We start from the raw sequence: 18,103 nt of genomic DNA, 5'->3' as shown, positions 1-18,103 counted from the left end.
CATTAAAAATTGATACTTAAACCCGCGGTATAGGTGCGCGATAGCGGAAATGCATTGTAATCTGCGCGCACATTGGAAGTGCCGAAAGCACTGACTTCGGGGTCATAGCCGGTGTACTTTGTGATTGTAAACAGGTTCTGGCCGGTCACATACACCTGCACGTTCCGCACGTGTTTCCATTTGGCCGTTGGAAAGTTGTAGGTCAGCTGCAGTGTTTTCAGGCGGAGGTACGAGGCAGTTTCAACTGCGCGGCTGTTGACATTACTCGTGTAGGCCACAGCCACCGGGATCGCCGATGAGTTTTGGTTGGTGGGATTGGTAGGTGTCCAGCGGTCGGTGTAAGTTTCCAGCAGTCGGTTGCGGCGGAACGAGATCGGGTTTTCAGATTCGGTGCGGTTCAGATTGAACATCTGGCTTCCCTGCACACCCTGGAAGAAAAATGAAAGATTAAAAGGCCCGTATGTAAAATCGTTATTCAAACCGTAGGTAAACTTAGGAAAAGGGGAGCCGAGGATGGTGCGGTCCTGCGAGTTGATCGCCCCGTCGCCATTTACATCACGGTACCTGTACTCACCCGGTCGCGAAAGCGGCTGCGCGGATGCACCAATGTTCTCTCCGTTTTGGAAAACCCCATCGACAACATACCCATAGTAGGAATTCAGTGGATCGCCCTTGCGGATGATCGTGAAATCATTGGTAAAACCAGCTGAACCTCCCAGAATAAACGGCAGGTCACCCAGATCGGTCACTTCGTTTTTAATGGTAGAAAAGTTTGCCGAAGTACGCCAGGTAAAGGGTGCCGTGATGTTTATGGAAGTAAGCCCCAGCTCAAACCCGGAGTTTTTCAGCCCGCCCACGTTCTTGAACGTCGTTGTAAAACCGGTGGTACGCGGTACGGGTAGTTGCAGGAGCAGGTCTTTTGTTTGCTTGTGAAAATAGTCGATGCTACCCGTCAGCCTGTTTTCCAGAATCCCGAAATCAATGCCGAGATCCAGCTGGGTAGTCGTTTCCCACTTCAGATCGGGATTGGGCAACTGGGTAGTTGAAATACCGACGTACGGGGTACCGTCGAAAATCGCCTGTCCCTGCGGTCCGAGCAGCACGAGCGACTTGTAACTTCCGATATCCTGGTTACCCGTCACGCCGTAGCTGGCGCGAAACTTCAGATCGGTGAGCGCGTTTACATTTTTCAGGAAAACTTCATCCTTGATCCGCCAGCCCACTGCTACCGAAGGAAAAAATCCATACTTCTTATTGTCCCCGAACCTTGAAGAGCCATCGGCACGGATGGAGGCAGTAAGCAGGTATTTGTCGAGCAAATTGTAGTTAATGCGGCCCAGGTAAGACAAAAGCTGATTTTTGGTCCGGCCGGAACCCAGCGAAAAGGTGTTCTGCGCACCCGCGGAAAGGTTATCCGTACCTAATGCATCCAGCGGAAAGTTCTGCGCGCCGGCCGTCAGGGTACTGGTCTCAAATTCCTGGAAAGTATAGCCGCCGAGGATTTCAAGCTTGTTGTTTTTGTTGATGGCTTTGCTGTAACGTGCCGTCAACTCAATCAGGTTGTTATAGGAGTTACTGGTAAGCACGTTGGCGACGCCTTTTGTTCCTTCTGCGCGTTTGGTCAGACGGGAGGTAAAAATATCGCGGCGGGAGTCCTGCCGGTCTGTACCAAAGTTGATTTTTGCAGACAGCTCGGGAAGGAAATAGTACTCGGCAAAAATGCTCGCGAAAGTCCGGTTGGTAGTGGCAAAATCACTCACTTCATTGGCCAGGCCCACCGGGTTTTCAAGGTTCACGATCTGGGTTTGTGTCCATGTACCATTCGGATTTTTAATGGTCAGGGTGGGATCCTGAAAAATGGCGGTGTTGATCACGCCCGCACTTTCGTTTACGCTCACGCCATTGGGCACAAAGTCATCCTTTACATTGCTGGAATTCAGGCTCAATCCGAATTTGAACTTTTCATCGGTATAATTCAGATTGACGCGCCCTACATACTTTTTGATCCCGGAACTGATTACCACCCCTTTCTGATCGAGGTAATTGAGCGAAGCGTAATAGTTGAACTTGTCCTGCCCGCCCGAAAAGCTGAGCTGATGGTTCTGTACCGATCCCGTCTTAAAGATTTGATCCTGCCAGTAGGTACCGTCGCCAATCTGCGCAATCTGCTCAGCAGAAAATTCAGGTGCCTGCTTCTGGTCGGCGCGGAGGTCATTGAGCAAACCGATGTACTGCTTTGCATTGAGCATCGGTACGCGCCTGGTCACTTCGGAAATCCCGGCAGATAGTGCATAATTGACGTTCAGCTTTCCTTTCACACCTTTTTTGGTCGTGATCAGGATCACCCCGTTTGCACCCCGTGATCCGTAAATGGCAGTAGCCGAAGCATCTTTCAGAATTTCGACAGACTCGATATCATTGGGGTTCAATGCATTCAGCGGATTCCTGGCTGCGGGTTCAGAAACTACCGTGGAGCTGGGCACTACCGAGGTATTGTTGATCGGAAGTCCGTCAATTACATAGAGCGGCTCATTGTTGGCATTAATGGAATTGGCACCGCGGATGCGGATCGTTACGCCACCACCCGGCTCAGCGCTGGACTGCGTCACCTGAACACCCGGCGAGTGGCCCGCAATAAGCTGGTCTACTGATGTTTGTACGCCTTTGTTAAAGTCTTTGGCATCCAGCGAACTGACCGAGCCGGTGAGATCACGCTTTTTCTGTGTGCCGTAGCCGACGACCACGAGCTCATTCAGCTGGCGGGTGTCATCGCTGAGCTGCACATTCACCTGCGAGCGACGCTTTACAGGTATTTCTTGGGTGAGATAGCCAATACCGGAAACCACCAGTACAGCTTCCTCACCACCCTGGATCTCGTAAATACCGTCGGCATTGGTGGTTGTCCCGGTCGTGGAGCCTTTGATCAGTACATTGATGCCCGGCAAGGCGGACTGGTCCGTGGCAAAAGTTACTTTTCCCTGGATACGGGTTTGGGCGAATCCCGGCAAGGCCAGGAGCAGCAAGCCCAGGGTAAGTTTTCGGAATTGTTGAGCATGGAAAAATTGGGGCATAGCAGAATAGTTTACCAGATGAGGCTCCCGGCAAAAAGCCGGAACATGGCCGCAAAATTATGTAAACTATTTATTCTACCAACTTTATAGATTAATAGTTTTAAAATTGCCTGTAGCTGGGCAAAGAAGGAGCTTATACCGCATTAAGAGTCATTAAACCGCTTTTACGTCCGAAGCACACGGGCCAGGCGGCAACAGCTGTCCGGACTTTATACCCGATTGGTTTCCCTGCAATCAGGCCTGCACCATTTCACCAGGCTGCATTTTCCAGCGGTTGTGCGACCATAGCCAGTACGACGGAGACTTCCAGATGCTGTTTTCGAGAATGCGGTAGTATGCTTTTGTAATGCCCATGGGTATGGCAGGATCGGCATTTTCCATGAGCGAAAAAGTGAACTCATACTTGAACTGGGCGCTTTTATGTGCTTCCACATACACCACTGTCGCATCCGACGAAGCAACCATGCGCTCTCCGCCGGTTTGTACAGCCGTATCCTGATCGAGAAACGGGATGTGGAACTTGTTGCTTCCGGGCGCCGGGCGCTGGTCGGCGATGATGACGAGGAGCTTAGGAAGCCCGCTTTGCCTCAGCAGCGACAATGCCTGCCGGTAAAATCCTTGCTTGGGAATCAGCTTGACACCCATAAATGAACGCAGTCCTACCATCAGCATATCGATCCGGCGGTTTTTGATCGGAGAATAGGCCGTGTAAACGTCATAGCTCGTTTTTTGAGGAAGCCCGATCAGGTATTCCCAATTGCCATAGTGAGAGGCAAATACGATTACCTGCTTGTCCATACGGTACAGCTTTTCCAGGAGCTCGGGATTGGTGTAGGTAGCAAGACGGCCGCGGAGTGTCGCCGGGGCAGCATAAAAAAGGAAAGGTTCGATCACCAGGTCGCTCATGTGCCAGTAGTAGGCATGCATCAATGTATTGATCTCAGCGGCAGATTTGGACGGGAAAGATGTGGTAAGATTTTGAATGATCAGCTGCTTACGATATGCGAGCACATAGCGCAGCAACACGAAAATCAGCAAAGCGAGCAATTTACCCACCAGGAGCAGGACCTCTCCTGCAATATGCTGAAGCGTGTTGCGCGGCAGGCCGGAAACAGGCGGGCGCGGGGATTGGGGATTTGAAAATGATGATGATTTCATGGCGGCTGGTGATTGGGGTGAAAGCAAATTTTTCTACCCGGAATTGACTTAAAGCAGATTGGTATGAAACAAAAAATCCTCCCCTTTTAGCAGGGAGGATTTTCACTGACAGGATATATGACGATCAGATAACTGTAACGTTAACTGCATTCAGCCCTTTTCTTCCATTTTCAACTTCGTATGACACGCTATCGTTTTCACGGATATCATCAATAAGACCTGATGTGTGTACAAAAACGTCAGCTCCCCCATTCTCAGGAGCTATAAAACCAAAACCTTTGGTTTCGTTGAAAAACTTAACTGTTCCTTTGTTCATAATTTTCTTTTTTATTACCTCTCAAAGGTAAAATAAAATTTTGGAAAAACTTTACAAAATTAAATGTAATAAAATTTTATTTTAAACATTCCTACTCTGCTGCCTTCCTGTGACGTAATTTCAAGAGAACAGTACTATATAGAGGCTCCATCATTTCGCTGTTGCCTGGCACAGTCTTGTTAAAAATGAAAGCTTTTTACAATGAACGCAGTTTCAGGAGATTCATACCAGGTCAAAGCGTCCCGCCAGAGACACCTGGCTTGTCAGTAATACCGGTCAAACCGCAAAAACAAAATTAACAGATGCAGAATCGCACCAACTACGGATCTTCCAAAAGCAGGGAAGCATCCTTTGACACAGAAACCTTTCTAGATGATCTTCCCCGGGCCGTGCTGAGGCCGAATGAATACATCCTGCTGGACGGCGAATGGAATTTCGCCGTGGATGCGAACGACAGGGGCCTTAACGAAACCTGGTACGTAAGCCACAACTATACGCAAACCGCGCATTGGCCGGGAAGCGTGGAGCAGCATCTCGCCATATCCCAGCATGATGGCACCTCCTGGAAAGACAAGATCGTAGTCTGGTATGAGCGCACCTTCAAAATGCCAGAATATGTACCGGACACCGAACAAAATGATACGATTTTGCAGCTCACCTTCGGCGCATGCGGATACGAAACGCAGGTATGGCTGAATGGTCACCCGCTGTCAACGATTGAGGGAGAGCAGGTGCATATGGGCGAGTACACCTCGTTTTCCTACGAACTGGAAGCTTTGCAGCCGGTTAACCGCCTTACGGTGCGCGTGTCGAGCAGCATGGATGCAGACATCCCGAGAGGTAAGCAGGAATCACACGTTTACAAACGCGGGGGCATCTGGTACCAGACTTTTACCGGCGCTGTACGCAGCGTATGGCTGGAACGGGTGGAAAGAAACCGGCTGCGGTCGAGAGTAGGTGTTGTGAGCATTATCGAGGATAACCTGGTACGGTTTACCCTCACTACCCGCATCCACGATCCGGGTTTATACAAAATCATACTGAAAGTGTTCCCCGCTGATGCCGGTAGGGACGACACGCCCGTCGCCACGGACGAATTCCCGCTCATGCTCGACGCCGGGCAAAAGTCGCAGCGCCTGGTACTGGATGTACCGGATGCAAAAGTCTGGTCGCCGGAATCCCCTACCCTTTACAGGCTGGTGGCCCGACTGGTCAATGATCAGGGTGGCGTATCCGAAATCGAGACCAAGTTCGGATTACGGAAATTTGAAGCCCGTGGCAGCCGCATTTTCCTGAATAATCAGGCCATATACCTCGACGGAATTCTTTACCAGCCCGGAAATTCGTCCTATGATCAGATCAAGAAACACCTGCTTGCCATGAAAGAGCTGGGCTGTAACCTGGTCCGGATCCATATTGCCGGGGTGGACCCGCGCATTTACAGGCTTGCGGATAAAATCGGGATGCTGCTCTGGGTGGAAGTACCCAGCCCGCACCAGTCTACATTGAAAAGCCGGGAAAACCACCGGGCCGAGCTGATGCGGATGCTTGCTTTGATCGGCACCCACCCGTCGGTTGTGATATGGAGTTTGTACAATGAAGACTGGGGCGCGCAGGACATTGCCCACAACAGGGAAACACGGCAGTACATTACCGATATGTACCATTTCATGCAGCTTGCCTATCCGCAGTTCCTTGTCGTGGATAATGACGGCTGGCAGCATATCTCCTTTGAAGGAAGGCTCAAATCCGATCTCCTGACCGCCCACATCTACACCCCCAACCTGGAACAGTGGGAAAAGACGCTCGATGAGCTGACAGCGGGAAACATGGATACGGTTGCAGCATTTCCGCTGGTAGTGGGAGATCCGTTCTTTTTCCGGAAACAGGTACCACTGATTGTCAGTGAGTGGGGCGGGTTTGGATTTGAAAACTATGGCGGGCCGCAGGACGACACCTCCCGGGCCAGTCAGATTGCGCTATTCAAGGCAGCGTTGCGGAAACGTAGCATTTCTGGCGATGTATATACACAGGCAACCGACATTGAGGACGAACGGAACGGATTGATCGACTCTGCCACAGGGGCCCTCAACGTACCTGCGGGTCTTCTTGCCTCGGGAACCTACGCCAGCGAACAAAAATGAGCCTGAGCGGAATGATTCTCATCATTCTGCTCAGGCCCGGCCTGTATGCATTCATTAAAATGCAAATTCTTGCTATTCTGTGATCCGCCTGCGGTTCCTGTAAAACTGCTGATCATTAAAATGCTCGTGCTCGTAGAAACCTTCCGGATGACTCTGGTAGGTTTCTGCCCCGGCAGCTACGGCTGCCGCGAGTCCCGTAAAGGTATCTCGAATGCGCGCTTCCACATGCGGCGTGATCTTTCCTTTTTCGTACTCAGGAAGTACATTCAGGCGATCGGCGGTAAGTGCCGCCAGGATCACATCATCATCACTCTCGTGCAGCGTAGCCAGGCCGATTGGCAGCAACACTACCCTTGGATTGATACCTACGACATTATCAGCAAGGTCAATCACCAGATACCGCACCTTCCGCGATTGCTTATCGAAGATCAGCTCATTTACCTCTCCAAGCTCTCTGCCGCTCGTATCTTTCACATCCCAGCCGCGGATATCCGGCTGGTCATCAACGATTTCGAAATCACTCCCTCCAAGTTCTTCCAGGTAGCCGGAACTTCCTGTATTTTCATTTAAATCCATGTTGATTCAGATTTTGGTTGATTTTCTCTGCCTATCTACTTTTTAATTCTTGCTACAATATCCACCCGCCGGTTCATCTGCCGACCTTCGGGAGTCGCATTCGCCGCGACCGGGCTAGACTGTCCCCGCGAGTACACCGAAATAGAACTTGCGGGAATGTCCGCATTGGCAACCAGCCAGTTTTTCACGGCTTCCGCCCTTGTTTTTCCCAGTTCCTTGTTCGTCGCGGCGCTTCCGGTAGAGTCGGTACTGCCGTACACGGCCAGGGAAACACCTTTATAACGCTGGTTCAGGGAAGTTGCAATTTGCTTGAGTGCACTTTGAGCGCTGGCCTGAATGGCAGTATCCCCTACTGAGAAAAGGATATTTTCACCCAGTCCGTAAATCGCATAATCCGCATTGCCTCTCACACTGATTGAAGAGTCGGTCAGCTCGCCATACGTGGTTTCGGCAGCATCAAAGTCAACATTGTCAAAGTCGGACAGGGTTGCCGCGCCTGTCATGGCAGTGGTATCACCTTTACCGGCACCTTCCGCCTGATTCAGGTTATCGTCGTTCCGGCTCTGAATAAAAAAGATGAGCGCAATTACAATTGCTGCCACAATCAGCCAGATCCACCAGGGACTTTTTTTCTTGGGTTGTACGTCTAACTCAGCCATAGTTTTGTTGATGTTAATGTTACCAAATGCAGCAACCTGCGCTGCAAGCCGGTTACACAGTGAAAACTGTGCCAGGCATGCCGTGCCAATTCTTACCATCATCATTGCACAACCTGGTAACAGGCTGCGCACGGTAGTAAGGTGCATCAAAACTTGCGAAATGCAGGAAAGGTTGTTTGAGATCAGTGTCCTGGACGACCGCCCGGCTCAGGACAAAGCAGCCGGGATGGTTAAGGCTGGCGGCATCGAGGGAGTACAACTACCTGCCGGATGCCGGTTACTCAAGCAGGATTGTTGCTGCCGGGTGCTTCCTGGCCGTCGGGCAGATTCTGACGGAGCGGTATAGCTATGGTAAAACAAGCACCGGCACCTTCCCTGCTTTCGGCTGAGATAGTACCTCCGTGCCGCTCGATGATCTTTTTTGTGATCGAGAGGCCAATACCTGAACCTTCATAGCTCTCCTTATTATTGAGTCTCTCAAAAAGAGAAAATATCTTCTCGCCATATTTCATATCAAACCCGATCCCATTGTCCTCCACCACGATGCGGCACAAAGCATGCGCAGGTGCTACATCGCCCGGCGCACCTTCTTCCGCCGGCAGTGCGTAAATTTTGATGACGGGATGCGTATGGGCACTGGCAAACTTGATGGAGTTGCTGATCAGGTTCTGAAACACCTGCTTGATCTGCGAGCGGTTACCTTCCACGACGGGCAGCTCACCCAATATCAGCTCCACATTCTTTTCTTCGATCAGGAGCTCGTAGTCATCCTCAATCTCCCTGATCAGTTCATTGATCCCAAAAAGCTGAGGGGCAGCCTGCTGGCTGGAAAGGCGGGAATATTTCAGAATGTCGCTCACCATGCTGCGCATGCGCATGGAAGAGGCCGAGATTTTATCCAGGTAGGTCCTGATCTCCGGCGTGATCTCATTCCCGTAGGATGTGGCCAGCAGATTTGAAAAAATCAGGATTTTACGCAAAGGCTCCTGCATGTCGTGCGATGCCACAGACGCAAATTGCTGCAGATCATGGTTACTGGCTTCGAGCTGCTGGTTGGCTTCTTCGAGACGCCTGTTATTTTCTTTTAACAGCTTCTGGATGTCTTTCTGAAAGGAAAGATCCGTCACGATCACGCTGAGCGACTCACGCCCGTCCAGTTCAAGGGTCGCCACCGAGAGCTGGCATGGGATGATCTTGTTGTGCTGCCGGATAGACAGTTCCAGTTTCTTATCGTTTTCCCAACCCGAATGAATCAGTTCCTCAAATAACTGCAGGCAGTTTTCGGCTATAAAGGATTTCAATGACGATCCCACGATATCTGAAAGAGGCGTGCCCACCATCCTAGCAAACATGGAATTGCAATACAGCACAGTACCCTGGCGGTCCAGGGTCACCGCACCTTCATTCATTTGTTCAATAAATACCCGGTAAGTCTGATCGGCCGATTTGAGCGTGTACAACTTATCCCCTGCCACCGGATCATTCACTATGATGGCATCCACCTGGCCGGTCCTGATCGCTTCGATGGTATCGTTTGCTTCCTGTAATTGCTGCGAAAGGTGCCTTACCGCTTCCTGCAGCGATTCATATGTTCTTGATTGGTCCATTTCTATGCCGGGGAAATCCCGAGGCCATTTAAAACTTTGGCAGTGTCGGACATATCTCCGACGAGTTTCTTTTCAGGATAGGGACGTTCCCTTACAAGAAGCGGCAAAGCGAGCAGCTGCTCCCGCGACGCCAGTGTTTTATCCTGATACACATCAATGATCTGCAACTTGTAATTACCACTCAGATGCCGTTCACAAATTTCCCGGATGTTCACAATCGCCCGCGTAGAATTGGGCGAAGCGCCCGCAACATATAACCGCAGCACATACATGCCGCTGTCGTCGTGGTCCTGACCTGACTCCGGTGCCGGCTGATCCTGGTTCATGGCTGTCTGTCCGTCGAACGGATATCCAGACCGACCAGTACCTTCTCTTCATTGGACAAGTCACCGATGATCTTGCGGATGGGTTCGGGCACCTTCTTGACCAGTGTCGGGATAGCAAGTATCTGGTCTCCCTCAGCCAGTTGCGGATGCTGGAGTAGGTCAATCACTTCAATGGTGTACTTGTCTTTAAGATGCTCCTCGCAGTACCTTTTAAGGTTGGAAAGCGCAGCCACCGATCTGGGTGTTTGTCCGGCGATATAGAGCCTGAGCTCCCAAATGCCGTTGGCCGGCTCTGTATTTGTCATGTCTGAAATCATTGCTTATCTCTTTTTTGGGTGAGCTCCTGTCTGTTCTCCTCTAAAATATTCTTCCTGAGCTCTTCCTCGATGTATGTCTTGTTAAGATCCTCCTGTACCGATTCGAATTCTTCCTTGAGGGACGTGATTTTCGATTCCAGTACCAGGCGCTTTCTTTCAATTTCGCGGTCTTTTCGTGATACCGCGTGATCGCGGATCGCCAGACCGGTTTTTTCGATCAGCTGCTGTGTTTCCCTGGCTGAGCCCGTTAGTACGCCGTCGGGGCCGAGGAATACATCAACGAGCTTGATCCCTTCATCTGAAATGACAAACTCCCTGACCTGGTTGGAATGCTTCATACCTCTGGATTTCATCACGTACAGGCCCCTGTTGCGTTCTCCATTGGATTCAATGTCCCGCACCAGCAGCCAGGCGTCTACCAGGGACGATATTCCTTCGTCGGATTGTTCCGACTTGTTGTCCCTCAAAGCAAGTGCGGTAAACATGACCGTAATCTGCTTCATTTGTAGATAATCGATCAGCCTCGTCAAAAGGCTCTTCACCTCGCTGGTTGAGCCTACCGTGATCAGGTTCGTGATCGGGTCCAGCACAACAATGTCGGGATTAATCTTTTCGATCGTCTTGGTCATCGATACGAGGTGCAACTCAAGGCCGTGCAATGTGGGCCTCGACGCACTGAAATGCAGGAGTTCATTGTCAACATGTTCCTGAAGATCAATGTTGATAGACCGCATGTTGCGGATAATCTGCTGCTGGGATTCTTCGAAAGCAAAAAACACGCACCGCCTTCCATCCCTGCATGCCTGATCCACAAAATTCGCTGCAATGCTTGTTTTACCCGTACCTGCCGTACCGGAAACCAAAATGCTGCTGCCTTTGAAAAAACCTTCACCTCCCAGCATCTTGTCCAATCCCTGAATGCCGGAAGGAATCCTTTCCAGGGATACGTCATTGTTTAGTTTGAGAGAGGTTACCGGCAGCACGGATATGCCCTCCTCGTCGATCAGAAAAGGATATTCATTGGTACCATGCACCGTACCGCGGTACTTGACAATGCGGAGGATGCGGGTTGATACCTTATTTTCAATGCGATGGTCAAGCAGGATCACGCAGTCCGAAACGTACTCTTCAAGGCCCTGCCTCGTCAGGTTGGCATCGCCTTGCTCACCCGTGATCACAGCGGTAACCTGCTTGTCTTTCAGCCATTGAAACAACCTTCTCAGCTCGGCCCTCAGGATAGCTTGGTTGCTCAACCCGGAAAAAAGGCTTTCGAGCGTATCCAGTACCACACGTTTTGCGCCAATACTGTCGATCGCATAGCCGAGCCTGATGAACAATCCTTCAAGATTATATTCGCCTGTCTCCTCAATTTCGCTGCGCTCCACACGCACATGATCAACTTTGATCAGCTTGTCCTTTTCCAGCTGTTTGAGGTCAAAGCCGAGTGATATGACATTCTGAGCGAGTTCATCTGATTTTTCTTCAAAAGCCACAAAAACGCCGGGCTCGTTGAAGGTCTGGGCACCATGCACCAGGAACTCCATGGCCATCAATGTTTTTCCCGAACCCGCTCCTCCGCAAATCAGCGTCGGCCTTCCTTTGGGCAGTCCGCCGTAGGTAATCTGGTCCAGGCCGGCTATGCCCGTTTGCGCCTTGGGCAGTTTTTGAAAATTCAGTTTGGTTGGATCGTCAATCATAGCGTCCGTCGAAGAGAGTTTTTGTATTAAAGTAGAAATTTTGCCTGAAGTTGTTGAACCAGCCGGTCAAATTCTTCGAGAGAATTTGGCTTTTTATATACGGCTGCAACCCCGGCTCTGGATGCCTTGTCGGCGAGATGCTCGCCCGGCGATGTTGAAATAATGACCACCGGTACTTCCTGTATGCCGGGAATCTGCCGAACGTGCGAAATGGTCTCCATCCCGTTCATTTTGGGCATGTTCATATCGACAATGATCAGTGATGCTTCCTGCGCGGTACTTTTCAGCAGGGCTATGAGCGCGAGTCCGTCCTCCGCTTCGATGACCTCCGCCTTTATGTCAGACGAAGTAATTGCATTTTTAATAAAAAATCGGTCGTCGCTGTCATCGTCTGCAATGAATATTGCCTTTCCTGAACTTGAATCGGTCATTCTATTTAATCTGCGATTTGCTGCTACAATATACCCACGGGCCACGTTCCCGCATGTGAACAGCCTCAGAAATGTAAAACTAATCGGTTTCTGTCAAGAAAGTATCTACCCGGCCGGAAGTTGTAGAAGAAGAGGCTTGGCGGGGTCGTATTTTGGCTTACCAGCATTATCACGGAGGCTTTTGTACTAAGTGCCGGGAAATGAAGCGCCCGGCATTTTCAGGCCGGGCGGGTCATGCAGCATTCTGCATTAAAGTGTAATGCCTGCCGAGATCTGGACAACCCGGCTTCTGGGGATCGTGTAGGTTCCGCCCAGGGCCGGATCGTCAAAAACTTCTTTTTTCTTTACATCTTCAATGACCCGAACCGTGAGCGGAATCGTAATCTTTCCGAGATCGATCTCCACACCCGCCGCGGCCAGGGCACCCAGCTGGCGTGTCTGCTCGGAAACTTTGTATTTGTTTTTGCTATCATATGGTAAACAGCCGCTGCTGCCGGAACAAGCCCATCTTTTACTTTCAATGGTAAATGGCAGGCCGTAGCGCCAGTTCAGGCCGAGCTCTGCAAACGGCCTGACCTTTCCGCCCAAAAAGTTGTAGTGGATGAGCAAAGGCAGGTAAATGGTATTCGATTTCATTTTTGTACTCATGTAGGTTGCATTGCTGGGTGAACCCTCCACACGCCTGGTCCTGTAAGTGTTGATGCCCGGCTGCATGTGCACGGACCATCCTTTGCGTGGCGCCTGCAAACGATAACTCACGTCGGCAGCCGCCATAAAGCCCTTACTCCATTTTTCGCCCTCAACCCGGGGCGCGCTGTTCATAAACTGCGGGCCTGCCATCAGCCCGAACTGCCAGCGCCTGACCGTACCCGCTTGTCCATACGCATGCATTTGCGCCAAAGCTGCCCCAAGTGCCAATAGGAAATACGTTTTCATAGCCATCTTGTCTGTTTTGCACCCACTGTTACCTAAATGTACACAGTTGTGAAAACATATTGCGCGCTACTATTATTTTATCATGAAAAACTAAGATCCTGCCGGTACTACCAAGGGCAATTTGCCGGCGCGGGGAAATATTCTTCACTGAAAAACTTCCCGGTCGGCCCATCCTGATCAATCAGCGCGTACCGGGTTATACGTTGTGCAGCTTCTTCGGCGGTGCTGGTACCCTGGTTTGCAGTGAAGTCGGTCTTTGTCCAGCCGGGACATACCGCATTGACTTTGAATGCAGTTTCGCGCAGTTCGTATGCCAGGTTGATCGTATACATATTGAGGGCTGATTTGGAAGACTGGTACGCAACGTAGCGTGCAGCATATTGGTCACCGAATATATCCGCAGCGAGGGTCAGCGATGCCATGCTCGTACTGACATTTACGATGCGCGGAGCCGCTGACTTTTTCAGCAAAGGCATAAATGCCTGCGTAACGCTGACCACGCCAAACACATTGGTTTCGAAAACGCTTCTAAATACGTCCGCCGGAGTATCCAGGGTGGACTGCCGGAACCCGCCGGAAATCCCTGCATTGTTGACCAGCACATCCAGTGTATCCGTTTTTGCAGCGATTGCGGTACTGGCATGCAGAATGGATTGAGCATCCGTGACGTCCAGCTGAATTGCCTGCGTATTCGTGATTCCCAATGCTCCGAGCTTTTCTGCCGCTTGCTTGCCACTTTCGAGATTGCGGCTGCCGATGTAGACGAAAAATCCTTCTTGCGCGAGCAGTTTTGCGACTTCAAAGCCGATGCCTTTGTTGGCTCCTGTTACGAGTGCTGATTTCATTTTCTGATTGTTTTAAAGTGAACAATCAAAAGTACCAGACCGAAAAATCGCAGGGATGGACGGATCTTCTCAGTTGCTGGACAAATCACGCAGATCTTCCAGAAATGCACTCACGCTTTTGCCGGTGCTCTTTTTGAACAATCTTGAAAAATAATCCGGATCATTGAATCCCAGCTCATAGGCAAGTTCTTTCACGGGAACAGGCGCATAGTGCAGCTTGCGCCGGGCCTCCTGCATGAGCCGGTGCGTGATCCATTCTTTGGGCGAAAAGCCTGAGAATTCTTTGACAATCCCGTACAAATTTCCCGTCGTCATGGCCAGCTTCGCAGCAATGGAATGCACATCCTGCTGCTCGGTCAGGTGTGTTTCGACAGCTACCTTGAAGGCCACATACTTGGAAAGCTTGCTGTTTGGTAGCATTTCAGCCCCGCCCTGCTGGAAGTAGGCGCTGTTGATCTCGGTCAGCAGCGTATGCAAATGCGCTAGGATGATTTCCGCATTGCGCTGCTTGCCGGGCGTATGCAGTAATTTGAACAAAGTAGAAAAAAGCACCTGCACACGCTCCCTGGCATCGCTGTCGAAGGTGATCGTATTGGACGCGAAAGGATTGACCAAAAAAGCATAGGCATGCGGAAGCAGCGCCAGCGTTTGTTCATCAAAGGACACGGCATAATGCTGATCGCCAGCACCAAAAGGCATATTGGTGAAGATCTGGTTGGGAAGCCCGAAAACCAGCTGGCCGTCTGTAAGCCTAATCTCCTCCATGTCGGCCTTAAAGCTTGCTGACCCCTGGTGGACGTACATCAGGTAATAAAACGAAAGTTTATGCGGACTAAACAATGTTTTAAGCACATCGTCAGGCAGGGGAATGGCGCAGTTCTCATTCACAGCGAGCGCGAGCTTGTCGTGGTGCCTGATCTGGTCAAGAAGACCGGTTGTTTCCTGCATGGTAACCTGAAGTGACTGTATAGGGTAAAAATTAATGCGGTGAAATAATTCCGCAGGGCGGTCAAAGTTGCTAAAAAAAAGTCCTGTGCTGTCAGATGCACAGGACTTTCTCGGCTTTCAAATAAAACCCTGGTAGCGGCAAACATGCGATTACCCAGAATTTACTCCGTACTTTCCGCCTGCTACTTAGCGTTGCGAACCGCCCTGATCGGGAAGTCGCCGTATTGAGAGCCTATTGAGCCGGTGAGCGTGTCTCCTTTTTGCATGAATGAATATTTGAATTCTCCGTGTTCATTTTCTGTCGTGAAAGTGACTTTTCCCTGATCAGCCATCAGGTTCTTCATCTCGTTTTTCGCTCCGCTCTCCACATACCCGACCATTTTGTTATCTTTTTGTTCAAAAACCATTGTCCCGGCTTCATATTCCGGCGGCACATCACTGATCCGGTACTGCCAGGTACCGATCAGATCATCCGCCATAAAGCCTGGCCGTGCTGCGATGAAAAAGGTGCTGAGTGCGGCAAGGATCAGAAAGTAGTGCTTTGTTTTCATAACGTTTTCATGTTTAAAATGGAATGTTCCAAAAATTAAGCTAAATATTAATAAAAATCATTTCTGATCTACAACTTCTGCAAACCGGTCAAGCAAAATCCTCAGTTTTGGGTCGATGTACACCTTGCAAAAAGGCTTGTCGGGGTTGCTGTAATAGTAGTCGAGGTACTCCTGCTTGTTAAGCCTGAATGCACCAAATTCAAGAACCTGCGTAATGATCGGACTGGGAAAATCCTTTTGAAACCCACGGATCGCCGCCCCTGCTGCCTGTGCCTGCTGCGCATGGTAGGTGTACACCGCCGACCGGTATTTAGAACGCATGGAATGCACCGAAGTACAGCTGTGCGTGTGCAGGTGTACTTCAATCAGTGTTTCTACCGAAATCACAGCCGGATCGAAATGCACGACTACGGCTTCGGCAAATGCCTCCGGTTCGCTGCTGGGGCTGATCCAACCCTGCTCGACCTGCGTGACCCCTCTCAGGGAACGGAATATGGCCTCGGTACACCAGTGGCAGCTCCCCCCAAAACCCACCTGATCTCTTAATAAAATGCTCATGGTATGACGGTGTTTTTCAATCCAGATAGTCCGGCGGGTAAAGCACCTGCCCGTACTTTCCGGCGATCGCATTCAGCTTTGCCATGTCGGGAGCCTGGGTTGGTGTTCCCGGCACCGGTGCGGTAACGGCCGCAACCTCCTTGAAGAAATTTTCCAGTCCCGCAGGTACGACGGTGCAGAGCAGACGTGCCACCTTGTCCGTCTGGTTTTTGAATCCATGTACGATCCCTCCTTTCGGGATGGCTGCATAGGAACCGGCAGTGGCTGTATAGCGCCCGTCTTCGGTCCGGATTTCCACCTCTCCTTCCAGTACGTAAAAGGTCTCGTGAAAACCTGCATGTGCATGCGGTCCGGGCCCGCCACCCGGCGGTACCGTCATCTCAATGGTTGCATATTCTCCGTTTGTCTCGCTTCCCGAAACGATGATGCGGTAACTGCCTCCGGCCATGGAGAAGGTCTCGCCTCTGCCCGCTTCTACCAGCACTGCGCTTTGTTTCTGCTGTTCCATAACTTTCAATTTTTGTTGATTTAAACGTGGTGTTCACGAAAATGCATCACTTGGCCGGCGACCGCTCCCGCCACCATTTGTCAATGCTGATATTTACCAAAACTGCTTTCCAGAGAAAATCAGCCGGCAGCTCCTCGTATTTGGAGAAGAGTTCGTCATAGATATCCATCTAAAACGCAATTTGCTATATTTGCTGGTATGAGCAATACCGGAACCACATCCATGTCAAAGTCAGGCTTTTATCGTCTGATGCTTGCCATTTGCTCACTTTCATTCTTTCTTGTTCTTGGGACCGGCTCCGGGCGGGTCAGTTACCCTCAGCACGCGCAACGGACCGGGGTACGATGGTCGGCCAGGAGGCAGCGCGTACCCGGCTTGTTCCAATCCATTACCACCGCCCCTCAGCGAAAAATTTTCTCTGTTTTCAAGCATTTGCAATTTCTGATGCTCAATGCCATCAGCAACATGCTCGACCAAAATACGCTCGTCAGCATTTTCCAGTACCTGCGCTTTTTACCTGAAATTAATTACAACCTACCGCTACACTTTCCAGGCAGATTCCTGCCTGTAGACGAATCCAGGCCTTCATTTTCCTGATCATTTACAAAAATAATGGTATGCCCCGCCCCTGCCTGATAACTGATTCGGCTACGTCGGGCTATGCTTCTTTCTGCTGTCCCCTCCTACCAAACTGGTATGGGGCGGCACTTTTATTCATGTCTGATCAGAAAGAAAATGATGGTGATGCAATTTTTAAAATACATGGGAAAATGGCTCCGCCGCCTTGCTGTTTCCTATATGCTGGGCTTTGCCAGCGCCATGGATCATGATACCAGATCCATAGACGACAGTTTCATTAAAATTGAACAAAAAACGCCTGACGTAAAATAGTAAAGGACTTCGGTTGATCCCGAATTTTATAAAACAATATTGCAACGCAGCAGAAAGATCGTGTGTCCCGCTTTATGTCCTATTAAACATCATGATGATGAAAACGTCGTTACTCCGATTTCCGCCGGTCTTTTTGTTCCTCCTGCTCAGCTTATGGATGGCCGGCTGCGAGCGAAATGTGGATTGCCAGGCACCGCCCCCTTCTTTCGCCTTCCGGATTGTAAGCAGCGGCGACACCTATCCGGCACCTGCTGATACATCAGGCGCTGTCAGGATCTCCTACCAGGACGGTGGCAAGCAGAAGTATATCCACGATGTACGGGTCATGAACGGATCATTTGAGACGGCGGAAATGATCTGGCAGTCGAGGGCGCTCAATGACCCCGAATTCACCTTCGAGTTTGAAGATCAGCCTTTTACAAAAATCAGGTTACAAACATACATCAATCATGCCAGGTGCCAGGGATGGGCTACCATTTCCGCGGTTTATCAGAATGGCAGTACCATTGACCGGGGAAACGACTGGTTTTACTTACTTTCGGAAAAGTAGCAGGGCGCTGATCC

21 protein-coding genes are annotated in these 18,103 nt (G+C 50.5%); 4 read left to right on the top strand and 17 right to left on the bottom strand.

Going from position 1 to position 18,103, the window contains the following annotated elements; translation table 11 throughout:
* Positions 1-2: 2 nt before the first annotated feature.
* From HWI92_RS04715 to HWI92_RS04705, 3 genes are all read right to left on the bottom strand, one after another.
* Positions 3-3,071 carry a SusC/RagA family TonB-linked outer membrane protein gene (locus tag HWI92_RS04715; RefSeq protein WP_204661077.1) on the bottom strand — a complete coding sequence of 1,023 codons (3,069 nt, stop codon included), beginning with the start codon at positions 3,069-3,071 and terminating at the stop codon, positions 3-5.
* Positions 3,072-3,305: 234 nt separating this feature from the next.
* Complete coding sequence (locus HWI92_RS04710) at positions 3,306-4,229, bottom strand: lysophospholipid acyltransferase family protein (RefSeq protein WP_204661068.1); 924 nt, start codon at positions 4,227-4,229, stop codon at positions 3,306-3,308.
* A gap of 124 nt (positions 4,230-4,353) precedes the next feature.
* Positions 4,354-4,545 (bottom strand): cold-shock protein, encoded by a 192-nt coding sequence (locus tag HWI92_RS04705; protein WP_204661066.1) that lies wholly within the window; start codon positions 4,543-4,545, stop codon positions 4,354-4,356.
* Between the two features lie 302 nt (positions 4,546-4,847).
* Here HWI92_RS04705 and HWI92_RS04700 point away from each other — a divergent pair, with 302 nt between their 5' ends.
* Positions 4,848-6,689, top strand: coding sequence for a glycoside hydrolase family 2 protein (locus tag HWI92_RS04700; RefSeq protein ID WP_204661064.1), 1,842 nt, complete (start codon positions 4,848-4,850; stop codon positions 6,687-6,689).
* A gap of 72 nt (positions 6,690-6,761) precedes the next feature.
* Here the strand turns inward: HWI92_RS04700 and HWI92_RS04695 are convergent, their stop codons facing one another.
* The 14 genes from HWI92_RS04695 to HWI92_RS25435 all read right to left on the bottom strand — a co-directional run bounded on the left by HWI92_RS04695 (position 6,762) and on the right by HWI92_RS25435 (position 16,817).
* Entirely contained in the window at positions 6,762-7,265 is a 504-nt protein-coding gene (locus HWI92_RS04695) for a PRC-barrel domain-containing protein (RefSeq protein ID WP_204661062.1), read from the bottom strand.
* Between the two features lie 35 nt (positions 7,266-7,300).
* The gene (locus HWI92_RS04690; protein ID WP_204661060.1) at positions 7,301-8,029 is read right to left on the bottom strand and encodes an OmpA family protein; all 729 of its coding nucleotides are present in this window, start codon (positions 8,027-8,029) and stop codon (positions 7,301-7,303) included.
* Between the two features lie 176 nt (positions 8,030-8,205).
* Positions 8,206-9,531 (bottom strand): sensor histidine kinase, encoded by a 1,326-nt coding sequence (locus tag HWI92_RS04685; protein ID WP_204661057.1) that lies wholly within the window; start codon positions 9,529-9,531, stop codon positions 8,206-8,208.
* Positions 9,532-9,533: 2 nt separating this feature from the next.
* Positions 9,534-9,857: a circadian clock KaiB family protein gene (locus tag HWI92_RS04680; RefSeq protein WP_204661049.1), complete on the bottom strand. Its 324-nt coding sequence runs from the start codon at positions 9,855-9,857 to the stop codon at positions 9,534-9,536.
* Entirely contained in the window at positions 9,854-10,162 is a 309-nt protein-coding gene (locus tag HWI92_RS04675; RefSeq protein WP_204661047.1) for a circadian clock KaiB family protein, read from the bottom strand. The genes HWI92_RS04680 and HWI92_RS04675 overlap by 4 nt, the downstream gene beginning before the upstream one ends.
* Before the next feature lie 8 nt (positions 10,163-10,170).
* The gene (kaiC, locus tag HWI92_RS04670) at positions 10,171-11,871 is read right to left on the bottom strand and encodes a circadian clock protein KaiC (RefSeq protein WP_204661044.1); all 1,701 of its coding nucleotides are present in this window, start codon (positions 11,869-11,871) and stop codon (positions 10,171-10,173) included.
* 26 nt (positions 11,872-11,897) lie between these two features.
* Positions 11,898-12,302 carry a response regulator gene (locus HWI92_RS04665; RefSeq protein ID WP_204661042.1) on the bottom strand — a complete coding sequence of 135 codons (405 nt, stop codon included), beginning with the start codon at positions 12,300-12,302 and terminating at the stop codon, positions 11,898-11,900.
* Between the two features lie 249 nt (positions 12,303-12,551).
* Complete coding sequence (locus tag HWI92_RS04660; RefSeq protein WP_204661040.1) at positions 12,552-13,238, bottom strand: outer membrane beta-barrel protein; 687 nt, start codon at positions 13,236-13,238, stop codon at positions 12,552-12,554.
* Between the two features lie 107 nt (positions 13,239-13,345).
* The gene (locus HWI92_RS04655) at positions 13,346-14,083 is read right to left on the bottom strand and encodes an SDR family oxidoreductase (RefSeq protein WP_204661038.1); all 738 of its coding nucleotides are present in this window, start codon (positions 14,081-14,083) and stop codon (positions 13,346-13,348) included.
* A gap of 69 nt (positions 14,084-14,152) precedes the next feature.
* Positions 14,153-15,031: a helix-turn-helix domain-containing protein gene (locus tag HWI92_RS04650; protein WP_204661029.1), complete on the bottom strand. Its 879-nt coding sequence runs from the start codon at positions 15,029-15,031 to the stop codon at positions 14,153-14,155.
* A 182-nt stretch (positions 15,032-15,213) separates the two neighbouring features.
* On the bottom strand, positions 15,214-15,582 hold the full coding sequence (locus tag HWI92_RS04645) for a hypothetical protein (protein WP_204661027.1): 369 nt from the start codon (positions 15,580-15,582) through the stop codon (positions 15,214-15,216).
* Positions 15,583-15,639: 57 nt separating this feature from the next.
* A complete protein-coding gene (locus HWI92_RS04640) occupies positions 15,640-16,140 on the bottom strand; it encodes a peptide-methionine (S)-S-oxide reductase (protein WP_229248909.1) in 501 nt (166 codons plus the stop codon).
* Between the two features lie 16 nt (positions 16,141-16,156).
* Positions 16,157-16,648, bottom strand: coding sequence for a cupin domain-containing protein (locus tag HWI92_RS04635; RefSeq protein WP_204661025.1), 492 nt, complete (start codon positions 16,646-16,648; stop codon positions 16,157-16,159).
* Positions 16,649-16,694: 46 nt separating this feature from the next.
* On the bottom strand, positions 16,695-16,817 hold the full coding sequence (locus tag HWI92_RS25435; protein ID WP_262897695.1) for a hypothetical protein: 123 nt from the start codon (positions 16,815-16,817) through the stop codon (positions 16,695-16,697).
* Positions 16,818-16,846: 29 nt separating this feature from the next.
* Between HWI92_RS25435 and HWI92_RS04630 the strand changes: the two genes are divergently transcribed.
* From HWI92_RS04630 to HWI92_RS04625, 3 genes are all read left to right on the top strand, one after another.
* Positions 16,847-17,245, top strand: coding sequence for a hypothetical protein (locus HWI92_RS04630; RefSeq protein WP_204661023.1), 399 nt, complete (start codon positions 16,847-16,849; stop codon positions 17,243-17,245).
* Between the two features lie 165 nt (positions 17,246-17,410).
* The gene (locus HWI92_RS25430; protein ID WP_262897694.1) at positions 17,411-17,539 is read left to right on the top strand and encodes a hypothetical protein; all 129 of its coding nucleotides are present in this window, start codon (positions 17,411-17,413) and stop codon (positions 17,537-17,539) included.
* Between the two features lie 91 nt (positions 17,540-17,630).
* Positions 17,631-18,089, top strand: a complete 459-nt coding sequence (locus tag HWI92_RS04625) for a hypothetical protein (protein WP_204661021.1) — start codon at positions 17,631-17,633, stop codon at positions 18,087-18,089.
* Positions 18,090-18,103 lie beyond the last annotated feature (14 nt).

This window comes from Dyadobacter sandarakinus (assembly GCF_016894445.1).
Classification (GTDB): Bacteria; Bacteroidota; Bacteroidia; order Cytophagales; family Spirosomataceae; genus Dyadobacter; species Dyadobacter sandarakinus.
This window is presented reverse-complemented; position numbering and strand designations above follow the sequence as displayed.

What these genes read in the sequence shown, in the direction of transcription:
- HWI92_RS04680 (WP_204661049.1), bottom strand. Translation starts at nt 9,857, where the DNA reads ATGAACCAGGATCAGCCGGCACCGGAGTCAGGTCAGGACCACGACGAC.
- HWI92_RS04675 (WP_204661047.1), bottom strand. Translation starts at nt 10,162, where the DNA reads ATGACAAATACAGAGCCGGCCAACGGCATTTGGGAGCTCAGGCTCTAT.
- HWI92_RS04665 (WP_204661042.1), bottom strand. Translation starts at nt 12,302, where the DNA reads ATGACCGATTCAAGTTCAGGAAAGGCAATATTCATTGCAGACGATGAC.
- HWI92_RS04705 (WP_204661066.1), bottom strand. Translation starts at nt 4,545, where the DNA reads ATGAACAAAGGAACAGTTAAGTTTTTCAACGAAACCAAAGGTTTTGGT.
- HWI92_RS04715 (WP_204661077.1), bottom strand. Translation starts at nt 3,071, where the DNA reads ATGCCCCAATTTTTCCATGCTCAACAATTCCGAAAACTTACCCTGGGC.
- HWI92_RS25435 (WP_262897695.1), bottom strand. Translation starts at nt 16,817, where the DNA reads ATGGATATCTATGACGAACTCTTCTCCAAATACGAGGAGCTGCCGGCT.
- HWI92_RS04650 (WP_204661029.1), bottom strand. Translation starts at nt 15,031, where the DNA reads ATGCAGGAAACAACCGGTCTTCTTGACCAGATCAGGCACCACGACAAG.
- HWI92_RS04655 (WP_204661038.1), bottom strand. Translation starts at nt 14,083, where the DNA reads ATGAAATCAGCACTCGTAACAGGAGCCAACAAAGGCATCGGCTTTGAA.
- HWI92_RS04635 (WP_204661025.1), bottom strand. Translation starts at nt 16,648, where the DNA reads ATGGAACAGCAGAAACAAAGCGCAGTGCTGGTAGAAGCGGGCAGAGGC.
- HWI92_RS04690 (WP_204661060.1), bottom strand. Translation starts at nt 8,029, where the DNA reads ATGATGATGGTAAGAATTGGCACGGCATGCCTGGCACAGTTTTCACTG.
- HWI92_RS04630 (WP_204661023.1), top strand. Translation starts at nt 16,847, where the DNA reads ATGAGCAATACCGGAACCACATCCATGTCAAAGTCAGGCTTTTATCGT.
- HWI92_RS04640 (WP_229248909.1), bottom strand. Translation starts at nt 16,140, where the DNA reads ATGAGCATTTTATTAAGAGATCAGGTGGGTTTTGGGGGGAGCTGCCAC.
- HWI92_RS04685 (WP_204661057.1), bottom strand. Translation starts at nt 9,531, where the DNA reads ATGGACCAATCAAGAACATATGAATCGCTGCAGGAAGCGGTAAGGCAC.
- HWI92_RS25430 (WP_262897694.1), top strand. Translation starts at nt 17,411, where the DNA reads ATGGGAAAATGGCTCCGCCGCCTTGCTGTTTCCTATATGCTGGGCTTT.
- HWI92_RS04645 (WP_204661027.1), bottom strand. Translation starts at nt 15,582, where the DNA reads ATGAAAACAAAGCACTACTTTCTGATCCTTGCCGCACTCAGCACCTTT.
- HWI92_RS04660 (WP_204661040.1), bottom strand. Translation starts at nt 13,238, where the DNA reads ATGAAAACGTATTTCCTATTGGCACTTGGGGCAGCTTTGGCGCAAATG.
- HWI92_RS04695 (WP_204661062.1), bottom strand. Translation starts at nt 7,265, where the DNA reads ATGGATTTAAATGAAAATACAGGAAGTTCCGGCTACCTGGAAGAACTT.
- HWI92_RS04710 (WP_204661068.1), bottom strand. Translation starts at nt 4,229, where the DNA reads ATGAAATCATCATCATTTTCAAATCCCCAATCCCCGCGCCCGCCTGTT.
- kaiC (WP_204661044.1), bottom strand. Translation starts at nt 11,871, where the DNA reads ATGATTGACGATCCAACCAAACTGAATTTTCAAAAACTGCCCAAGGCG.
- HWI92_RS04625 (WP_204661021.1), top strand. Translation starts at nt 17,631, where the DNA reads ATGATGATGAAAACGTCGTTACTCCGATTTCCGCCGGTCTTTTTGTTC.
- HWI92_RS04700 (WP_204661064.1), top strand. Translation starts at nt 4,848, where the DNA reads ATGCAGAATCGCACCAACTACGGATCTTCCAAAAGCAGGGAAGCATCC.